Source organism: Lacibacter sediminis, assembly GCF_014168535.1.
GTDB lineage: Bacteria > Bacteroidota > Bacteroidia > Chitinophagales > Chitinophagaceae > Lacibacter > Lacibacter sediminis.
On the sequence record NZ_CP060007.1, the window covers coordinates 629,919 to 649,538 of the forward strand.

Genomic DNA, 19,620 nt, shown 5'->3' on the forward strand with positions numbered 1-19,620 from the left:
AGCCTTATTTTTGTAACCAATCAAATCATATACCTATGCTGAAATTCTTGTTGGTAGTATGTTGTACCCTTTTGCAGGTGGTCTTGTTTGCACAGGATAAAAATGAATTGGAACGGAAGCGTAAACAAACGCTCCAGGAAATTGATATGCTTAACAGGCAGTATAATGATATCAAGAAGAACCAGAAGCAGAGTATTGGTCAGCTTACATTAATACAGAATAAGATCCGCTTGCGTAATGAAGTGATCAATACCATCAACAAACAGGTACGTGCCATCAATGGCGATATCAATACCTCATACATCGAGATGAGACGGTTGAAGAAAGATCTTGATACATTGAAAATGACTTACGCACACAATGTGGTGTATGCATACAAGAACAGGAGCAGTTACGATTTTCTCAACTTTTTATTCTCCGCTACAAATTTTAACGATGCAATACGCCGCATCGCTTACATGAAAGCATACAGGAGTTACAGGGCAGAGCAATTGGAGGTGATCAATAAAACAGAACTGATGTACAGGGATAAGATCACACAACTCACCAATGCACGTAAAGAAAAAAGTGCTGTGCTCACCGATCAAAGTAAAGAAATGGGCGAGTTAGTGAAGGATAAAGAAGAACAGGCATCGGTGGTGAATAATTTGAAGAAGAGAGAGAAGGAAATTAATAAAGACATTGCTACTAAGAAAAAGCAGGCACAACAATTACAGGCGTCTATTACTGCGGTGATCAACCGTGAAATTGCTGCGGCAAAGAAGGAAGCAAAAGAAAGAGAAGACAAGTTGAGAAAGGATAAAGAAACAGCAGATCGTATTGCAAAAGAAAATGCAAAGACAAATCCAACTACTACAACAACAGCACCTGCTGTTACAGCTCCTGTAGTGAAGAAAGAAGAACCAAAGAAAACGGAAAGTTATCTTGAGTACAATAAGGAAGACCTTGCATTAGGTAACAGCTTTGAAAGTAATAAAGGTAAATTGCCGTTCCCGGTTGATAATGGCTATGTGTCTATCAATTTCGGATCATATGTTATTCCGGGTACAAATATTAAAGGCAACCAGGACTTCATTACTATTGCATCGCCTTCAGGGACTTCTGTAAAAGCTTGTTTTGATGGAGAAGTGAGAAGCGTGTTTGATGTTGGCGGTAACACTGCAGTTATCATTCAACACGGTAAATATTTTACTACGTACAGTAATCTTTCATCAACCAATGTAAGCAAAGGACAAACGGTGAAAACAGGCCAGGTGATCGGTCGTGTAGGCACCAACATTGATGGCGATGGTGAACTTAACTTTGTGCTTGCAAGGGAAAATCAAATGATCAATCCAAGTCCCTGGTTAAGGGGTCGCTGATACGTTTACAAAACGTTCGTATAACTCTTCATACAAAGGAACAATGTAGTGAATATCAAATTTTGCTGCTTGTTCCTTTGCTTTTTGTTTGCAGTATTGTAAAAGATCATCATTCTTCAACAACTCAATTCCAAGACGGCTCAGTTCTTCCACATCGCCAATGTTGGCCATAAAACCTGTTTCACCATGAATGTTGATCTCAGGAATGCCGCCGGCATTGCTCGACAGAACCGGAACACCAGCTGCCATTGCTTCCAATGCTGATAAACCAAAGCTTTCATATTCTGATGTAAGCATGAACATATCGGAAATAGCAAGGATCTCTTCCATCTCCTGTTGCTTACCAAGAAAACGAACATCATCACAAATACCTAATTCACGGCAGAGTTCTTCAGCACCCGGTCTGTCTGGTCCATCGCCCACCATCAATAATTTAGAAGGAACAACTTTATTGATATTGGCAAAAATGCGGATGATATCATTCACCCGTTTTACTTTACGGAAGTTACTGGCGTGTGCAATGATCTTTTCGCCGTTTGGTGCCAGCACTTTACGGAAAGCATCCAATGGTTTTTTATCGAAGCGTTGTACATCCACAAAGTTGTGGATCACTTCTATTTCTTTTTCAATAGCGAAGGAATGATAGGTTTCTTTGCGCAGGTTATTTGACACTGCTGTGATAGCATCACTTTCATTGATGGAAAAAGTAACTACAGGTTCAAAAGTTTTATCTTTTCCCACCAGTGTAATATCTGTGCCGTGAAGGGTTGTGATAACCGGGATATCTTTTCCTTTTTTCTTTAAGATCTGTTTGGCCATATAGGCAGCCGATGCATGCGGAATGGCATAGTGTACATGCAAAAGATCAAGGTCGTTGTTGAGCACCACATCCACCATTGTACTTGCCAAGGTAGTTTCATAAGGTGGATAATCGAACAAGGGATAATGTGGCACACGCACTTCGTGGTAAAAGATATTCGTGAAGAAACCACTCAGGCGAACCGGTTGCTGGTACGTAATAAAGTGAACCATATGCCCTTTCTCTGCCAATGCTTTCCCTAATTCTGTTGCCAACACACCGCTACCGCCAAACGTGGGATAACAAACGATACCTATTTTCATGTACTTGTATTTATGATTGAAACAAGCTCACAGGGAGATTGTTTGGTTTATATGGCTGTCATTTTCCGTGCCAGACCATTCATGCTGATGATTTGACAGGTTACAGAGACGAAGTTAGCACTTTCAATCAACAGGCTTTTTTCAGCGCTTGCCGTTCGTCAAAAAAGCAGCCTGTTAACCAACAGCACTTTTTGCAGGTTAACAGAGTTGTTCTACTTTGGACTTTCCAATCAACTCCAACAAAAGCATGAGAACAATTAAAGTAGTAATGGCCTTCTGTTTATTAGGCTTTTCAGCAAATGCACAAAACAAAGATTCGGCTATGTTTAAACGCATTGCCGACGATATTTTCACCAACAGTAAAGCATACGACAATCTGCGTTTTCTCTGTAAACAAGTGGGACCAAGATTAAGTGGCTCACCACAGGCAGAAAAATCCGTGAAAGAAACGTTTCGCATGATGAAAGAACTGGGTGCCGATACTGTGTACCTGCAGGAATGTATGGTGCCCCATTGGGTGCGTGGTGCAAAAGAAAGCGCACTATTGGTTGATGATAAAGGCACTACTTTTTCTCTCAACATTTGTGCGCTTGGTAATAGTGTTGGCACAGGCAAAAAAGGTTTGAAGGCTGAAGTAATTGAAGTGCGTTCGTTCGCCGAACTGGATGCGTTGGGAGAGAAAGGCGTGAAAGGAAAGATCGTGTTTTATAATTTTCCCATGAATCCAACCAATGTTGAAACCTTCCGTTCGTATGGCGAAGCAGGCCAGTTTCGTGGCCGTGGTCCATCAATGGCAGCGAAGTATGGTGCAGTTGGCGCAATGGTTCGTTCACTTGCAAGTAACATTGATGATTATCCGCATACAGGTACAACAACGTATAACGATTCATTTCCGAAAATTCCGGCTATTGCTGTTTCAACCCGTCATGCAGAATATGTAAGTGCTGAGTTGAAAAAGAAAAAGGGGCTGCAAATGTATTTCCGAACAGAATGTGAAATGTTGCCTGATGTAAAAAGCCATAATGTAATTGGAGAGATCAGAGGAACAGAATTTCCAAACGAAGTAATAACTGTTGGAGGTCATCTTGATTCATGGGATCTGGCAGAAGGGGCACATGATGATGGTGCAGGTTGTGTGCAGAGCATGGAAATAATCCGTGTCTATAAAAAACTCGGCATTAAACCTAAGCGCACGATTCGTGTAGTGATGTTTATGAATGAAGAAAATGGTTTACGTGGCGGTCGTAAGTATGCTGAGGTAGCAACAGCAGAAAAAAATAAGAAATTCATTTTTGCATTGGAAAGCGATGCAGGAGGTTTTACGCCAAGAGCATTTGGTTTTACAGCAGAAGAACCGGTGTTAAATAAACTCCGCAATTGGGTGCCGTTGTTTAAGCCATATGGTGTGTATGAATTTTCAGCCGGTGGAGGTGGAGCAGATATTGGTCCGTTGAGACCATTAGGTACAACACTTGCCGGGCTTCGTCCTGATTCACAACGTTACTTCGATCATCACCATGCAGCCAACGATACTTTCGAAATGGTGAGCAAACGTGAACTGGAACTTGGTGCAATCAATATGGTGTTGCTGTTGTATGTAGTTGATCAATACGGGTTATAAAATAAAAAGAGTGTGAATGAATTAATCTCATTCACACTCTTTGTTTAATACTTCAACCACTTTCTTATAGTACTCAACTGCTCTTTCTGGTGTGCGGCCAATAGAAACCAATCCAACTTTCCCGAACTGAGAGAGCGCACTGATCAGGTGAAACATCACACCTTCTTCCTGCGCATTGCTGTAATGCAGATCGTTCAGCATGGCAATATCGATCAGGTCATGCGGAGTTAATCCTTTATAACAATCACGTTGCAGATTATCGGTCGCAAAATAATAGCGCTTCTTTCCATCGGGCATAAAGTATTCTCCTTTTTCAGGATCATAATCACCTTCAGTTAAAAACTGCAACATTAAATATGGATGAGTAGTACCGCCTTTCCGTAAGTTGATCTCAATGGCATAATGTTTAAATTCATTGTCCACTTTTACACTCATAAAGTCAACTGCAAAACGACCAAGTACGCCTTTCTCCTTTAAGCCTTCTGCAATAACAAATCCTAAACGGCCGATCTCTCTTGCATAAATTTTATCCGCCGGAAAGGTAGCACCTAAAAATACCTGGCTGTTTTCGCCTCCCAGCATTTGATCATGGGTTGATAGTACCGATGCATTCCCGGCCGGATCGATCAAACATTGAACAGATGGTGATGTAATAATCTCTGCTTCCAAAAATTCTTCTACGATGCCTTCCATCTGCTCAAACTTTTTAAAGAACAGTTCACTTGTAAGGTTGGCAGCTACAATTTTTAATTGCTGATCAATGTGCTCAGCTAACCAGCTTGGTAATGAATCATCAGTCGGGGCACCTTCATATGAGAACACTGCATTGCCTTCACCCGAAAAGCCATCGTTCATTTTTACAACTGCTTTTCTTAATGCTGGTTTTTGTTGTTTGAGTGATGTAAGACAATCGATCACTTCTGCTTTATTTTTTACATCTTCAAACCCATCTGGTGTAAGTATGTTCAATGATTTGAATAATTTTCTACTTGCACTTTTTGTTCCTAAATAATTCAACTCAGGATCGCAACCATATAATGGAATTTGTAATTGTAACGCAAGTGACTGTTCATGTTCTGTTACATTGAAGCAGGTAATATGTGCAGGCGAGTTTGGGTCGATCAGTTGTTTGATTCGTTCAATCATTCTCGGCCTTTGCAGAATTTTTTCAGTGAGTGGTGTTGAAGAAGCATCAAAACAACTAAGCAGAATTAACCGCTGTCTTGCATGATAACCTGTAATGCCCGGTAACAGGTGCAGGTAGTAATCAATGATCGCCGGATCAATGGGCACACTTGTTACGTAAATAACTCTTGTGCGTGGCATACGTAACAACATGAGCAGGCAAAGCAAACGCTCTTCATAAAACACATGCCCTTTAACTTTTGAAAGAATGGTGTGATCCAATGTAAGACTTGGAATGACCACAACGGTTCGTGGTGCCAGCTTATCAGGAAAAGTTATTCTGAACTGTTCACGAAGCTGTTCTTTTAACTCATTGAACAATGCTTTGTCTTTTGCACTCAATGTATGAACATGAGCGATTGACGGCTCACTTTCTATTGATGGATGTTGCTGTATGATGTCGGGCATACCACAATATAGAAAATGAACGGAAGGATGTCAAGCTCGTGTTTCGTTAATAAAGCATTCAATTCCCAGAAAAAAATCACCTTCCATGTTAGTTCAGGTGTAAAGATTCCTGTGAGTCGTGCAGGTTATCCAAAGTTGAAAGCGATGCTTGGGTTGTAGCAGCATCGCTTTCAACTAATTTCTCAAGAGCTCTCATTATCCTTCAGACGAGGGAGTCAGACGTTGCGTACTTCGTACTTTGTTCTCACCATTCCTGCCCAACCCAAACCGCACCACCAATACTATCACGCAAAGCACCTGTATCAGCGGCAAGCATATTATTGTCTTCACGCCAGCGGAGCAATGCAAAGAAGGCAGCATAGAATGCGTCATGATGTACAGCTTCTGGCAATGGCAATAATGTTGAAGCCAGTTTAAATACCGGATCAGCATTGCCATTCAATGCAAGATCGATCGTGCGGAAATCACTCACCACATTCACACCTGTAATGGCTGCAACTGCTGCAGCATCGCCAAGTGCATGACTCATTTTCGTTTCCGGTGAATGGATGGCTGTATGTCCCATCAATCCGATCAATTGTATCTGGTAATCGAGATGATGCTCCTCTATGAATTGTTTTATTTGATCCGCTATCCAATGTCCATAATCAATATGCAGTTGCAGGTAATCAACAGCTGAACTGGTAGCGGCTGATTGTAAACGTTGCTGTAAATGGGAAGGATAAACAATGGATGCAGTTTGTCTTATTTCAACGTCCCATTTTTTTCCGCTTACTTCAAAAGAGGCAAATACAAGTTCTAAAGATTGGGTACTGGTATTACCTGCAGCGCCCAAGGCCCGGTAGATCATATATGGTCTGATTTTCGATTGTAGAATTTATTCTTCTAACAATCCTGTTCACAATTTTATCTGTTAGATTTGTAAAAATACGGCAGCAGGTTCAGGATTAATGTGTAATGAAAGGAAAGCTGGAAAATGAACGGCCACAAGTATAAATTTACAGCACATGGTCATCAATTTAAGCGAGCAGCATTCGTTGGTAAGCAACTGGGTGGCTGAGTTGAGGGATACCGAAATTCAGACCGATCGTATGCGTTTCCGCCGTAACCTGGAAAGGATCGGGGAAATAGCAGCTTACGAGATCAGCAAACTCCTGCCTTGGGAGGAAAAAGAAATTACAACCCCTTTGGGTAGCGCCCCCTCCAAAGTTTTGAAGGAGCAACCGGTTCTGGCTACAATATTAAGGGCAGGTTTGCCGTTACATCAGGGATTGTTGAACTATTTCGACAGGGCCGATAATGCGTTCATCTCAGCCTACCGGAAACATCATCGTGATGGTAGTTTTGAGATCAGCCTGGATTATATCAGTTGTCCCAGCCTTGAAAACAGGGTGGTGATCATTGCAGATCCGATGCTGGCCACCGGCAGCTCGCTCGTAAAAACAGTACAGTATTTACGGGATGAAGGGCAACCGGCTGAAATGCATATCGTTTGCGCCATCGCCTGTACAGTGGGGGTTGAATTTGTGCATCGCATAGAGCCTAAAGTAAAGATCTGGTGCGGCGCAATAGACGATGAATTAACGGCGAAAGGTTATATTGTGCCAGGTTTAGGTGATGCAGGTGATCTTGCTTACGGAACAAAAGTGCAGATGTAAAAGCAACGAAAACCGGAGATCATCGCTCAACAACAAGAATATCATGAAAAACTAAAAAGAAAACCCAATTATACCAATAACAAAAACCAAAGCAGCTTAAGATCGTTGAAGGACGTCTTTGCTGTATAACCGCTCTCTGATGAGAAAACTTATACTACTACCACTGTTACTGATCGTGTTGCAAACTTATGCACAGGATCCTAATTTCTCCCAATTCTTTGCCTCGCCTTTAACATTGAACCCCGCCTTAACCGGTAAGTTTAATGGTCTTGTTCGTGTGGCAGGTAACTATCGTAATCAATGGCCAACGATCAATAATGCATTTCGTACCGCAACTGCATCGGCTGATTTTGGTATTCTTGGAAATACCATTCCGGAGTTCGATCAGTTTGGTGTGGGTGTCATGGGGATGTATGATATCAATGGTGATGGGGTGATGAAGAACAGTTTCATCTCCGGTTCAGTTGCCTATCATAAAGGTATTGATGAAGATGGTTATCACCAGATTGGTGTTGGTTTCAGCGGAACCTATGCGCAACGCAAATTGGATATTAATAAACTTGATTTCCAGGACGAGTTAACAAGCTTAGGCTTTACCGGCAATACTGCTGAGGTTTTTGGCAGCTCTGGTTTTTTAAACATCAATTATGCTGATGTGAACGCTGGTTTTATTTACAATGGAGCCACCAACGATTATAATAATTTTTATGTAGGGGCTTCGGTGTACCATATCAACCGGCCTAAAGTAAGTTTCCAGGGAGCAGAATATATTATGAACCCACGCTTTACTCTTCATGGTGGTGGATATTTTCCAATTGCGGATGCAACTACTTTGTTTGTAAGTGCCAACCATCAACGCCAGGCAGGTGCTACTGAAACAATTTTTGGCGCTGCTCTTGGTTATACAGTGAACAGTGATTTCGACAGCCCTACTGATGTATATGCCGGTGCGTTTGTTCGTTGGGGCGATGCAGTGATACCTTATATCGGTATTGAATTTGGCAACTACCGTTTTGGTGCTTCATACGATATCAATACATCACGTTTATCAGCTGCTTCGCAACGCAGAGGTGGCATGGAGGTATCGCTTATCTGGACGAAGAAACACACTGATCCTAATAAGAAAAAACTAAACTGTCCAAGATTTTAATTTCTGTTCATCTATATAAATAACGAAGCCCGCTTTAAAGCGGGCTTCGTTATTTATTACAATACTGCTACACTAATTGATCTTGATGAGCTTTACTTGTTTGCTTAACTCGCCCTGCATTACTTTCACAAAGTATGTTCCTGCTTTGTAGTTTTCTCCAAAGCGAATGTAACTGCCGTTACCTGTTACATGTGTTTCCATCATGCGTCCATACAGGTCAAATACAGCTACGGAAATTTTCTCTTCATCATTTCCTGTTACATACAGTGTAAAATAATTGTTGGTTGGGTTCGGCATTGGTTTCGCATCAAGCCTGCTTGCTGCAATTGTTACAGGGATGTCTTCATCTCTTCTAACAGGTTTACCTGGTGCTGCAACAACAACTGTACTGTTGGCGCCAACAGCCATCACTGGTGCATCTGCATCACTTGCGCCAGGTTGATTGTCGTAATATACTTCACCCGTATTCTTGTTATAGATCTTCATCCTGATCTTGTCTTCACCTGTTGTGCCACCATCAAGCACTGTCATGATAAAGCTGATACCGCTTTGTAACCCTTTAATGCGGCCGTTGCCTTTTATTTGAGCAAGTGAATTGTTGATCGACAGGTATTCAAAATTCACAGCATTGTATTCAAAATCGCCCACTTTAAATACAAATTCTGTTTCACCTTTTGGATTGGTTGATTTTTTGAAATAGTTCGCTGCAAATCCAAAGGTTGCTTTACCTGTTGCAGATGCATCGCTCTTCAATGCGCCTGCAGGTGATTGATACCAGCCACCACCAAATGTGTGGCCACCTTCAGGATCATAAATAACAATGATCTGTTCCTGATCACCATTTGTTGTTGCGTATGAATTAAATCCATTCTGATCGGTAATGCTCATCTTCACTTTGTAAACACCAGCTGTTAAGAATTTATAACTGCCGCTAACCAATCCTTTTCTGCTGCCAACCGGTTCAGTAACCGTTGCTGCTGCAACTGTACTTTCATCGAGTATCCATTTTGCTGTATGTGATTTACCCGGTACATCCCAGAACTCACCATTCATTGTTACGGTACTGCCAATTTTAAATGGTTTGCCGGATGAAGGACCGGTAATGTTATGCACCACATATACTTTCGCACTATCTGTTTTACTGTTACCGCAATCATCAGTTGCTGTAATGTAAATGGTATAAATCCGGCCATCGCCATTACCAGCACGTTCAGCACGGAGTCTTACAGTATGTGCATCGGTTCCCACAACTTCATAATCGATCGGTTCTGTATCACCATCACCCAAACCATTGATCGGCTCATTACTAACAATCGAAAGTTGTTTGGTAATATGTGCCTGATCTGAACAATTGTCAGCCACATCATAATTGATGGTTACTGTCACCATTTTATGATTTGGAGGCCATAAATATTCAGGTGACGCACTGATGTTGGAAATAGTTGGAGCCGTCGTATCCTTCACCGTAATGATCTGTACTTTTTCTGTTTTATTACCACAATCATCAGTTGCTTTCCATGTGCGTGTAATAATTACTTCGCCCATACAACTGCCGGGAGCATCCACATCAGAATATGTCACCGTCGGAGTTGGGTCACAATTATCTGCTGCATCTGTTACTTCACCAGTTTCAGAAGGATGATCATTGTGTTCACAATTTTCATCTTTATAAATAGTAATGGCAGCAGGAACAGTAAATGTTGGTGCTGTTACATCTTTGATCGTGATGGTTTGAACTTTTTCTGTTTTCAGATTACAACCATCGATTAAAGTCCATGTACGTTCAATGATCGTTTCTCCAACACATGACCCTTCTTTGATCACATCTGTATGCGTTGCATTGAGAGATGTGCTGCAATTATCTGCTTCATCTGTAACATCGCCGGTTACACCAATGGAAGCATCATAATTACAGTTTGCATCTTTTTCAATCGTGATATCATCGGGTGCTGTAAATGTTGGCGGTTGATCATCACCAATTGTAAAGTTGGTATTGCTGATGTCAAAAAAGATATTGTCAATTGCTTCTACTTTTATTCGTGCAGTATTACTGTAAGCACAAACAATTGTAACATCAGCTGATCCATCATTTGCTGTACTTGCAAGAAGTGTATTGAATGTTTGTCCGCCATCGGTCGACAATGAAATTTTTACATTGGCTGCCAATGCATCACTACCGTTCACATCCCATGTAACAATATGCGTGCCTGGGCACCATGTTACTGCGCTGTTGGGAGATGTAACGGTAAAGGGTCCGTAGGCATCATCAACCGTAACCACCATATTATCACTGTTGGTTTGCCCTGCTCCCGGATGATTGTCTCTCACCGTTAAACGGAAGTTGAGCGATCGTGAAACAGATGGAAGTTTTTCCCAACGATTGGTGTTTGTGCCATCAAGAATATTTTCCAGTATTGGAAATATGCGTACAGCAGACGTAAGTGGTGGTCTTGAACGGAACTCCGGACCAAACGTATGTGTTGGGTCGGGCTCCCATGGAAAGCTGTTTGTAATAATATCCATTTGCTCCCATGTGTAGGTCAGATTATCTTCATCTGCATCCGAACCACTTCCTGTTAATTGAAAAGGAGTTGATTTGGGAATGGTGAAATTATTACCTGCATTTGCACTCGGAGCATTGTTATTTGCTGATTGTGTAGTGCCGCATGTAACAGTTGCCAGGTAGGCTGTTACCTGCTGTATGCTGATGGCATGAAAATAATGATCCCTTATAGTTACAACATGATATCCTTCTGAATCGCTGTTGCCACCATAGCTCATAATCGTGCTGCCACTACCAGGTTCTATTTGTGCATTATCATTATCATTCTTATGAGTGAATGTATGGTTAGCACCAAACTGGTGACCAAACTCATGTGTTAACATAATTTCAGAATACACACCTAGTTCATTCCAATCGGTGCGGCCGGTAAATCCTCTTGCTTTTGTGGCATCATTACAAATGCTTCCAATAGCGCCGGCATTACCTCCGCTGCCACTTGTTCTGCGGCGGATAAGATGACCCACATCAAAATTATCCGATCCTATTTCAGTAGTGATGACCGATTGTGCTTCGTTATTAATGTCATCGGTTTCAGTTGCAGTAAACGGATCGGTATCAGGATCGAGAAAAATAACGTCTTCATTATTATCGATCATAACAATGCGAACACCAAAGTCACGTTCAAGGTGTCCATTTACAATCGTAATTTGTTCAACCTGCTCGGCAAGAACTTTTGCAATACGTTCTGCATCGTTTGCTTCTGTACCATCTAAACACCATTCCGAAAATTCGCCCTGCGCAGCAAAAGCTAATCGAAATACACGCAATTCGCCGGTGTTTGCATTGAGTGTTCCAAAATCTGAATTTGCGATTTGTGTTTTTGTTTGAATGCCGGCTGATGCAGTTGCAGTGGTTGTACATTCAAAATCTTCAATTGGTGGCAAATCTTTTTGTGATACAACAATGTACAGATTGCTGCCCCTTTCAATTTTTTCGATATACAAAGCCGGTTTGGAGAAGGAGAGAATAACGCCGTTAAATCCCTGTGGTGTAAAAGAAAAGCGAATGGTGGTGCCCGGATCTTTTACACTGGTACCAAGATAGCAGCGTAGACGGCTGTGTTTGTTTTGAAGACCTGGCTGCATTACCGATGCTTCAACTATTCTGAACTGCACAGGATTGCCTTCTTCATCGGGCACAGTTAAAAAAAATGCCGATCGTTTCGCTGAGATCGTTTTTTCACTTGGTGCATTTCGTAATTGAGCTTCCAATGCTTTTTCCTGCAGACGAAAAACAAGAAAGTTTGAAGGACGTTGTTTTTTTGCAAACACATCTTTGCGAAGTGCAGCTTCACTTTCCCTGTTCCAGTGATTTTGTTGCGCTGCAGCAAACAGGGAAAACAATAGCACTGCAGACACAAGTAGAAATTTCCTCATAATTGGTTGAGTTTTAAATAAGAAAATGCAGGCAATTCGTTTAGAGGAAACCATTGCCCATGAAAGAAATGTGTTTCAAGAGAGTGGATCAGACGGTGTTCATAGAAATGAAATGGCAATAATTATGGCATTACATCAACAGCATGGCAAGCCATGTTGTGTTGATGGACACAATACAACTCATGGGTTCAATTAAGTAGTAACGTGGTTTACTTTTTCAGAAATTGGGTAGAAGAAGCGCTTGCAGATTATTTCCGGAGTAATGATGATAAAGTTTTTTCATACTCTGAAAACAGCGGGATAAAAATATAAAAACCATAATACGATGCAAGAGTTTTTGAAATTATTTTGTACTTGTACCCTATTTGGGGTATATATAAAATGATTTTTATTGAGCGATGCTGGAGAAGAATAGATTACCGTTTTCGTTCTACATATTCTTTTAGTCGCAGTTGCCCCAGCCTTGGTGCAATTGTATCATGCTGCATCACTTCAACAAAGAAAGCAAGTTTATCAAAAAGATTACGGTTGAATATTTTCAGAAGAGGCAACATGTTTTTAACTAAACCTGGTGGAATAGTTCTGATCTTTTTTCCGGGTTTAATTACTTCCTGTATAATTTCATTGATCTGTTTTCTGCTTAATACTTCGGGGCCGCCAATTTCAATTGTACTTACATCCTGCTTAATTGCATTGATGCATGCTAGAGCAACATCACCTTCATAAACCGGATTGGTAAGTTTATCACCCTTGCCCATATTTACCAATCGTCCTTTTTCTGCTAATTCGAACAGGTCAATAAATGCACTGAAGAGGGCAGGAGGTTTGATGATGGAATAATCAAGATTCGAACGCATTAAACGTTCAGCAAATTGCTGGTGTGCATGAAAATAAGTAAGCTGGGGATAGCGTTCAGCATGATAAGCAGAAATGTAAATAAATTTCTTTACTGCTGCTTTTATTGCTTCTGCCAGGATATACGTATTAGCAGTAAGGTCAACGTCCATGAAACCGGGCTTACTGTTATCATTAATAGAAACAGATTTGCCCAATGCAGAGATCACAACATCGAAACCTGAACAGATATAATCAAGCGAAGCATGTTGTGTAACATCGGCAATGATCGTCTCACACTGCACTGTTTGTTTTAGCGTTATTGCTTTTTCCTCGTTACGTACAACTGCTGTTAAAGCATAACCCTGTTTCAACGCTTCTGCAGCAATGGCTTTACCAAGATGACCAGTAGCGCCAAATAGGATAATCTTCATAAAACAGGTTTAGTTGTTTACTCTCTCATCCATAAAATAATGAACGTAATAAAAAGTACAAGAAGGCTAAGGAATGAAAGTGATTGAAAAGATGCTTTTTGTTTCACCCATTGTATAACCGTAACGGCAAATGTGCCAACGAAAAGAAAAAGCATAAATAATGCAAGCAGTTCATAAACTGCACCGGCAATTTTCCATTGATAAACATCAACCCATTGAGCAATAAGCCAGAAAATTGCGTTGATTAAACACAGGATAAAAACAATACGTTGGCTTTTGGTACTGCTTAAATTCATACAGTTGTGGTTTACATTAAGGGTGCTTTAAAGATAAGACAGTTTTTTTGTTTGTGTTTGTTGATAAACTTGCTTGTTGTTGACCGACGGATTAAACGTGCACATATGCGCTTATTTCTTATTTTTAAGTTCAATCAATAATTACTGCCCTTGCATGCCGATCAAAAATATATTGAGGCTTTATTAAACCACGACCAGCGACTCATCAGTGAAATATACCAGCGCTTTGCACCGAATATGAAAGCTTACCTGCTTTCACGTGGCTGTAGTGAAGAGGATGCAGGTGATGTTTTCCAGGAAGCGTTGATCGATATTTATAAGCTGGCGAACGACAAAAAGTTTGTGCTCACCTGTCCTTTTGAAGCTTTTCTTTTATTACTCTGCAAACGAAAATTCATCAATAAAACGAAAAAAACTTCGCTTACTGTGGTAACAAATGGCGAAGACGATGCATATACCCATATATCCGGTGATGCCAATGCAGGTGCAGCCGAACATACGGCACAGGTGGAGAAAGAAAAGCTGGTGATGCTCGTGCTCGATGATATGGGCAATTGCAAAGAAGTGATCCTGAAAAGCCTGCTGAAAAAGCCGCAGGAAGAAATTGCAGAAGAATTGGGGATGACGTATGCGTATTACCGCAAACGAAAAAGCAATTGCATGGGAGAGCTGGCAGAACTGGTAAGGAACAAACCTCAATTTAAAGAAATGATGTCATGAACTACTCGTACTCTGATATTGATGCTTACCTGAACGGTGAACTGAATGCTGAAGAGCAACAGTCATTTGAACAGGAACTCCGCAGCAACCAACAACTGCAGGAGCAGGTGAACGCCTATCGTTTACTCAATAGTACAGTGGGTAAACATCAGCAGGCAGAACAAACGTTGCCGGAATTAAAACAAATACTTGGCCCTCTTACACATCAACACTTCAAAAAAGAAAAAGCAAAAGTATTTACAATGAAGCGAACGATGTATATGCTGGCCGCCGCTGCATCGGTTGTTTTGATCCTGCTACTTGCATTGCCCGGCACCTCACCAGATAATTATTCGTTTGATGATATGCCCGGTGCTATTGTTCGTGGAGCGGAAGATGAAAAAGCAAAAGCGGCACAATTATTCAATACCAAACAATATGCAGAAGCAGCAACTGCATTCACTCAATTAAAAGCAACTTCTCCAGCTGATGCTGCTGTTGATTTTTATCTAGGCATCAGTCTGCTGAAAACAGAAAAATATGCTGAGGCATTGCCTTTGTTTGAAGCATTGGCGAATGGTTCATCGGTGTATGCAGAAGATGCGAATTTCTTTGCTGCATTAAGTGCTTATCATTTACAACAGAATGAAAAGGCAAAACAATATGCTGTGAAAGTGAAAGAAGGAAGCAGGTATTGGAAGAATGCGAAGGCGATTTTGAAAAAGGTGAAGTAAAAAACAACTATTAAGTTTACTCACACTGCTGTCATGCCGACGAAGGAGGCATCTCTCAAATTTTATACAGTTCTTGTTTAATCAGGTTTGTTAAATTAAACAACTTCAGCAGGTGGGGATTTCTCCTTCGTCGAAATGACGGTTATCTGGTTTAATTCTTTTGACAAGACATCTAATGTGTAATTATTTAACTCTTGCATCTAACAGCTGATTCATTCTGTTATGCGAAAATTCGGCGTCTTCACTTCCTTCATCTTTATTTCAATCCTGCTTGCAGGTATTTATGGTATACTTCACAACCAAATAACGTACTCCATCTCTCCTGAATATTTTACAAAATTTAAGTACAGGCAATTTGGTTTTAAGCCCGAGTGGTTTGGTGGTCATTGGCAAACAGTTGCTGCAATTGGTTTTCTTGCAACATGGTGGACGGGATTGTTTATTGGAATTTCACTTGGCTTGCCGGCATTATTTTTTCCTGATCATAAAAGAATGGTCACAGCGCTTAAAAAAGCAATCAGACTTGTGTTAATGATCACTGTTGCTACAGGGGCCGCTGGTTTCATCTATGGCAAATTTTACTTAGCAAAGAACGGTGTTGATTGGTGGCTGCCGGAAAATTTATCGGGCATATCCTCTTTTATAATAGCCGGTTCAATACACAACTTCAGCTACCTGGGTGGACTATTGGGGTTACTCATCAGTATTGTTTATATGATCAGATCGATGTTTCAATCAAAAGCTAAACAAAACAGAAGCACCCCGACAGGAGCGAAATTTTTTTATTGAAAAATACAATTTGATTTATTCTTCGTTGAACCATTTTATTTTTTTGCTGTTAATTTCTCACTCAACGCCCATATCTGACAACCTACAGTAGTATCCCGGGAAAACAGCATTCATCATTTTTAAATTAAATCAAAACACGTATGAAAAAAGGACTTTTTTCGTGGGGCACGCTATTGTTTGTATGCCTCATCATCGCTACAGGATGTCAAAAGCAAAACGATGCGATTGCTGATCAGAACAATTTTGAAAAGGAATCAATTGCAGCCATCATTCAAAATCCGAACACCAGTTTTACAGTAAAAGGTGGAACAGGATCAACTATTTCAAGCAGGGCTTCTGCAGGTAAAAAAGTGAAATTCACGTATCTCGCCGTTGCGCTTGCACGTACAGGTTTAACAAGTACCCTATCAACGCTGGGTACAAACTACACATTGTTTGCACCAACTGATGATGCCTTTATAGCTGCAGGTTTTAAAACTATTCAGGATGTGGTAAAAGCACCCAAAGAAGTATTGACTCCAATCTTATTGTACCATGTACTTGGTGCAAAAGTTTTGGCAGCTCAGGTGCCTGCAGGTCCTAATGCAGCAGTAACAACTTTAAATGGAGCGACTGCCTATGTTACATCAAACAGTAATGGGGTGTTTATTAATGGCTCACCTGTAATTGTAGCTGATGTAAAAGCAGCAAACGGTGTAATCCACGTGATTGATAATATTCTGATGCCACCTTCAGGAAATATTGTAGCAACAGCACTTGCAGATAAAGACTTCACCTATTTGGTTGCTGCAGTATTAAGAGCAAGCCAAGGTGCTACAAACGTGGCCGCACTTTTAAGTGGCGATGGTCCATTGACAGTATTTGCACCACGTAATCAAGCGTTTATTGACGCAGGCTTTAACACAATCGCTGATATAAATGCTGCTGATCCTGATGAGTTAACGAAAATTCTTGCGTACCATGTAGTTGTAGGCAGAGTATTTTCATCTGATCTCACAAATGATATGAGTGTGCCGATGTTTGCAGGAGGTAACACGATTATTACATTAAATGGCGGTGCTAAAATTTTAGGTGAAGGCAACGGAACAGATGCTCACAATATCATCAAAACAGATATTGTTACAACCAATGGAGTTATCCATGTAATTGATGGTGTATTGTTACCAGAATGAGTAAAAAATAATAGTAATAAAAACGGGTCACTAACAATGACCCGTTTTTTATATTAATCTAACCAACGACTGTGTAACTTTCTACTTCTGCGTTCCTATAAATTCAAATGCATTAGCTACTGCCTGATGAAAAATATTTCCATGTTCTTTATTGCTGATGTATTCGAATTGAATTGTGCCGTTTATTAATTTTGTTTTCAGTAATTCATGTAATGCCTTTGCATCTTCTTCCATAATCTTTCCTTCTTTGCCAACAGCGATGTAAACTGATAGCTTGTTTTCAAAAGCTGAAAGTTTTGTTTTCAACAGCGATTCTTTATCCCACCACAAACTCGGACTTACGATTATATACTGTGAAAACAATTCCGGCTTTTTGAATAACACTTCGGTTGCCAGCAATCCACCCAGCGATTGCCCGATGAGCATATTGCTTCCGTTTGTCTTGAGTGATTGGTTGATAAAAGGCTGCAATTCCTTTTCAATAAAGCGAATGAATTTTTCTGAGCCACCTGTTGTTGGAAAATCTCTTTTATCTTTTTCAATTGTTGTTGGAAACGTAAAGTCTCTCCGGCGATCAACATTGGCAATGCCCACCACAATTGATTTAGGCAATACATTCACCCATGGAAAATTATAGAATTGAACAAGTCCTGCAACATGAATAAAATCTTCATCAGCAGAACCATCGAGTAAATAAATAACAGGATAGCTTGAATCTTTATGATAACCCTCCGGCAAATAAATATTCAGCGTTCGATTTTCATTTAACTCAACTGAATGAACTTGACGGATGATGCCGAGCGGGAAAACTTTCTCTCCTTCTTTTGTTTGTGCTGATAGTGCTGTTGAAAAAAACAAGAGTGCAACGAAAAACAAAGAACGATAAAGCATAGTGCTGATTATATGTTGGATTTGTGAGACCGTTAAAAGAAAGGAGCCTTCCGTACTTCAAACTTCGTAGTTCGTACTTTCTGTATTATCCTAAATAAACTTCCAGCAAACCTTCTGGCAATTCTACCAACACCTGTTTCTTTTTATGATTGATGCTGCGGATAGTTTCTTCGTGTAGTGGTATCAACACTTCTTTACCTTCAATTTCCAATCTGCATAAGATCTGCAGTGGTTGTTCAATTACTTCGAGCACATTGCCTAACTCTTTTCTGCCATCGATCATTAAATAACCAATGAGCGAAATAGGAGCCGACTTGCCTGCCTGTTTGTGAAAATCTTCTTCACGCAACCATACTTTTTTCGGCGATAATTTTTTAGCCTGTTCTTTTGTTGTAATTCCATCGATGGCGATGTACACTTCCTCTTCATTCTTGATCTTGGTCCCTGTAATAAAGTAAGGAAGAAATTTATCTTTCGATTCTTCCACAAACAATACTTCCAATCCTTTCAGTGAAGTTTTTTTACCGAGATTATGTTTCAGCACAACTTCGCCGTTTAATCCAAAAGTGCCGAGTATTTGTCCAATGCTGAAGTATTCCATTCGGCAAAGATATTTGTTAAGTACGATGTTATAAGTAAGAAGTATGGGTAAGAACATACTGAACAGAAAACAGAAAGTACAAGAGTGCGACGCAACAAAATTTTTATAGTAGCACAGCAGCTAAGTACAAAAACATTTCTTCTTCCCGCCTTTCTTCCTTCCCGGCAAATAAAAAAAATCCCTCACAATAATGCGAGGGACTTTTATGAAGACGATTGTAAGTAATGGGATTACTCAGCTGTTGGTGCTGCTCCACCTTCCTGGCTTCTTGGAGCCATAGGACGGCGTTGGTAGTTACCACCACTGCGCTGTTTGAATCTTGCCTTACGGGCTTCTTCTCTTTTCTTCGCTTCAGTAGCTTCGTGCTCGCTGTGCCAAGATTGGAATTTCTCCATTGCAGCAGCCTGATCGAAAAGACCAAGACCAACACCACGTAAGAGGTGTTTCAGATACAATACACCTTTTGTAGAAAGGATCTTGCGTACTGTATCAGTAGGCTGAGCTCCTTTGTGTAACCACTCCAAAGCTTTCTGACGATCGATCTGGATCACAGCAGGCTCTGTTACAGGGTTGTAAGTACCGATTTTCTGAATGAATTTTCCATCTCTTGGGGCTCTTGCGTCGGCCACTACGATGAAATAGAAGGGTCTCTTTTTTGACCCGTGTCTTTGCAGACGGATTTTAACTGGCATCGTAAATTAAAATTTAAATGCGTGAATAAATAAA

General features: G+C 40.6%; 17 protein-coding genes. 8 read left to right on the forward strand and 9 right to left on the reverse strand.

Annotated features, from left to right (window positions below):
* Window positions 1-35: 35 nt before the first annotated feature.
* On the forward strand, window positions 36-1,361 hold the full coding sequence (locus tag H4075_RS02875; protein ID WP_182803972.1) for a murein hydrolase activator EnvC family protein: 1,326 nt from the start codon (window positions 36-38) through the stop codon (window positions 1,359-1,361).
* Here H4075_RS02875 and bshA read toward each other — a convergent pair.
* The gene (gene bshA / locus H4075_RS02880; RefSeq protein WP_182803974.1) at window positions 1,347-2,483 is read right to left on the reverse strand and encodes an N-acetyl-alpha-D-glucosaminyl L-malate synthase BshA; all 1,137 of its coding nucleotides are present in this window, start codon (window positions 2,481-2,483) and stop codon (window positions 1,347-1,349) included. The two genes, H4075_RS02875 and bshA, sit on opposite strands and share 15 nt — an antisense overlap.
* A gap of 247 nt (window positions 2,484-2,730) precedes the next feature.
* Between bshA and H4075_RS02885 the strand changes: the two genes are divergently transcribed.
* Entirely contained in the window at window positions 2,731-4,104 is a 1,374-nt protein-coding gene (locus H4075_RS02885; protein ID WP_182803976.1) for a M20/M25/M40 family metallo-hydrolase, read from the forward strand.
* Between the two features lie 27 nt (window positions 4,105-4,131).
* Here H4075_RS02885 and H4075_RS02890 read toward each other — a convergent pair whose 3' ends face one another.
* Together H4075_RS02890 and H4075_RS02895 are read right to left on the reverse strand one after the other, a co-directional pair.
* Complete coding sequence (locus H4075_RS02890) at window positions 4,132-5,697, reverse strand: peptide ligase PGM1-related protein (RefSeq protein ID WP_182803978.1); 1,566 nt, start codon at window positions 5,695-5,697, stop codon at window positions 4,132-4,134.
* 244 nt (window positions 5,698-5,941) lie between these two features.
* Window positions 5,942-6,547, reverse strand: a complete 606-nt coding sequence (locus H4075_RS02895; protein ID WP_182803979.1) for an anhydro-N-acetylmuramic acid kinase — start codon at window positions 6,545-6,547, stop codon at window positions 5,942-5,944.
* A gap of 157 nt (window positions 6,548-6,704) precedes the next feature.
* Between H4075_RS02895 and upp the strand changes: the two genes are divergently transcribed.
* Together upp and H4075_RS02905 are read left to right on the forward strand one after the other, a co-directional pair.
* Window positions 6,705-7,355: a uracil phosphoribosyltransferase gene (gene upp, locus H4075_RS02900; RefSeq protein WP_182803981.1), complete on the forward strand. Its 651-nt coding sequence runs from the start codon at window positions 6,705-6,707 to the stop codon at window positions 7,353-7,355.
* 139 nt (window positions 7,356-7,494) lie between these two features.
* A complete protein-coding gene (locus H4075_RS02905; protein ID WP_182803983.1) occupies window positions 7,495-8,505 on the forward strand; it encodes a PorP/SprF family type IX secretion system membrane protein in 1,011 nt (336 codons plus the stop codon).
* A gap of 72 nt (window positions 8,506-8,577) precedes the next feature.
* Here the strand turns inward: H4075_RS02905 and H4075_RS02910 are convergent, their stop codons facing one another.
* From H4075_RS02910 to H4075_RS02920, 3 genes are all read right to left on the reverse strand, one after another.
* Window positions 8,578-12,444, reverse strand: a complete 3,867-nt coding sequence (locus H4075_RS02910) for a zinc-dependent metalloprotease (protein ID WP_182803985.1) — start codon at window positions 12,442-12,444, stop codon at window positions 8,578-8,580.
* A 416-nt stretch (window positions 12,445-12,860) separates the two neighbouring features.
* Entirely contained in the window at window positions 12,861-13,712 is an 852-nt protein-coding gene (locus tag H4075_RS02915; protein WP_182803987.1) for an SDR family oxidoreductase, read from the reverse strand.
* A 17-nt stretch (window positions 13,713-13,729) separates the two neighbouring features.
* A complete protein-coding gene (locus H4075_RS02920; RefSeq protein ID WP_182803989.1) occupies window positions 13,730-14,008 on the reverse strand; it encodes a hypothetical protein in 279 nt (92 codons plus the stop codon).
* Between the two features lie 150 nt (window positions 14,009-14,158).
* Between H4075_RS02920 and H4075_RS02925 the strand changes: the two genes are divergently transcribed.
* The 4 genes from H4075_RS02925 (at window position 14,159) to H4075_RS02940 (ending at window position 17,402) form a co-directional block, all read left to right on the forward strand.
* Entirely contained in the window at window positions 14,159-14,728 is a 570-nt protein-coding gene (locus tag H4075_RS02925) for an RNA polymerase sigma factor (RefSeq protein WP_182803991.1), read from the forward strand.
* Window positions 14,725-15,441, forward strand: coding sequence for a tol-pal system YbgF family protein (locus H4075_RS02930; protein WP_182803993.1), 717 nt, complete (start codon window positions 14,725-14,727; stop codon window positions 15,439-15,441). Before H4075_RS02925 ends, H4075_RS02930 begins: the two co-directional genes overlap by 4 nt.
* Window positions 15,442-15,663: 222 nt before the next feature.
* Complete coding sequence (locus H4075_RS02935) at window positions 15,664-16,230, forward strand: hypothetical protein (RefSeq protein WP_182803994.1); 567 nt, start codon at window positions 15,664-15,666, stop codon at window positions 16,228-16,230.
* Window positions 16,231-16,370: 140 nt separating this feature from the next.
* A complete protein-coding gene (locus H4075_RS02940; RefSeq protein ID WP_182803996.1) occupies window positions 16,371-17,402 on the forward strand; it encodes a fasciclin domain-containing protein in 1,032 nt (343 codons plus the stop codon).
* 81 nt (window positions 17,403-17,483) lie between these two features.
* Here H4075_RS02940 and H4075_RS02945 read toward each other — a convergent pair whose 3' ends face one another.
* The 3 genes from H4075_RS02945 to rpsP form a co-directional block, all read right to left on the reverse strand.
* Entirely contained in the window at window positions 17,484-18,293 is an 810-nt protein-coding gene (locus tag H4075_RS02945; protein ID WP_182803998.1) for an alpha/beta hydrolase, read from the reverse strand.
* An 85-nt stretch (window positions 18,294-18,378) separates the two neighbouring features.
* Window positions 18,379-18,894 carry a ribosome maturation factor RimM gene (rimM, locus tag H4075_RS02950; protein WP_255460302.1) on the reverse strand — a complete coding sequence of 172 codons (516 nt, stop codon included), beginning with the start codon at window positions 18,892-18,894 and terminating at the stop codon, window positions 18,379-18,381.
* Window positions 18,895-19,124: 230 nt separating this feature from the next.
* Window positions 19,125-19,586 (reverse strand): 30S ribosomal protein S16, encoded by a 462-nt coding sequence (gene rpsP / locus H4075_RS21845; protein WP_182804002.1) that lies wholly within the window; start codon window positions 19,584-19,586, stop codon window positions 19,125-19,127.
* Window positions 19,587-19,620 lie beyond the last annotated feature (34 nt).

What these genes read in the sequence shown, in the direction of transcription:
- H4075_RS02875 (WP_182803972.1), top strand. Translation starts at nt 36, where the DNA reads ATGCTGAAATTCTTGTTGGTAGTATGTTGTACCCTTTTGCAGGTGGTC.
- bshA (WP_182803974.1), bottom strand. Translation starts at nt 2,483, where the DNA reads ATGAAAATAGGTATCGTTTGTTATCCCACGTTTGGCGGTAGCGGTGTG.
- H4075_RS02885 (WP_182803976.1), top strand. Translation starts at nt 2,731, where the DNA reads ATGAGAACAATTAAAGTAGTAATGGCCTTCTGTTTATTAGGCTTTTCA.
- H4075_RS02890 (WP_182803978.1), bottom strand. Translation starts at nt 5,697, where the DNA reads ATGCCCGACATCATACAGCAACATCCATCAATAGAAAGTGAGCCGTCA.
- H4075_RS02895 (WP_182803979.1), bottom strand. Translation starts at nt 6,547, where the DNA reads ATGATCTACCGGGCCTTGGGCGCTGCAGGTAATACCAGTACCCAATCT.
- upp (WP_182803981.1), top strand. Translation starts at nt 6,705, where the DNA reads ATGGTCATCAATTTAAGCGAGCAGCATTCGTTGGTAAGCAACTGGGTG.
- H4075_RS02905 (WP_182803983.1), top strand. Translation starts at nt 7,495, where the DNA reads ATGAGAAAACTTATACTACTACCACTGTTACTGATCGTGTTGCAAACT.
- H4075_RS02910 (WP_182803985.1), bottom strand. Translation starts at nt 12,444, where the DNA reads ATGAGGAAATTTCTACTTGTGTCTGCAGTGCTATTGTTTTCCCTGTTT.
- H4075_RS02915 (WP_182803987.1), bottom strand. Translation starts at nt 13,712, where the DNA reads ATGAAGATTATCCTATTTGGCGCTACTGGTCATCTTGGTAAAGCCATT.
- H4075_RS02920 (WP_182803989.1), bottom strand. Translation starts at nt 14,008, where the DNA reads ATGAATTTAAGCAGTACCAAAAGCCAACGTATTGTTTTTATCCTGTGT.
- H4075_RS02930 (WP_182803993.1), top strand. Translation starts at nt 14,725, where the DNA reads ATGAACTACTCGTACTCTGATATTGATGCTTACCTGAACGGTGAACTG.
- H4075_RS02935 (WP_182803994.1), top strand. Translation starts at nt 15,664, where the DNA reads ATGCGAAAATTCGGCGTCTTCACTTCCTTCATCTTTATTTCAATCCTG.
- H4075_RS02940 (WP_182803996.1), top strand. Translation starts at nt 16,371, where the DNA reads ATGAAAAAAGGACTTTTTTCGTGGGGCACGCTATTGTTTGTATGCCTC.
- H4075_RS02945 (WP_182803998.1), bottom strand. Translation starts at nt 18,293, where the DNA reads ATGCTTTATCGTTCTTTGTTTTTCGTTGCACTCTTGTTTTTTTCAACA.
- rimM (WP_255460302.1), bottom strand. Translation starts at nt 18,894, where the DNA reads ATGGAATACTTCAGCATTGGACAAATACTCGGCACTTTTGGATTAAAC.
- rpsP (WP_182804002.1), bottom strand. Translation starts at nt 19,586, where the DNA reads ATGCCAGTTAAAATCCGTCTGCAAAGACACGGGTCAAAAAAGAGACCC.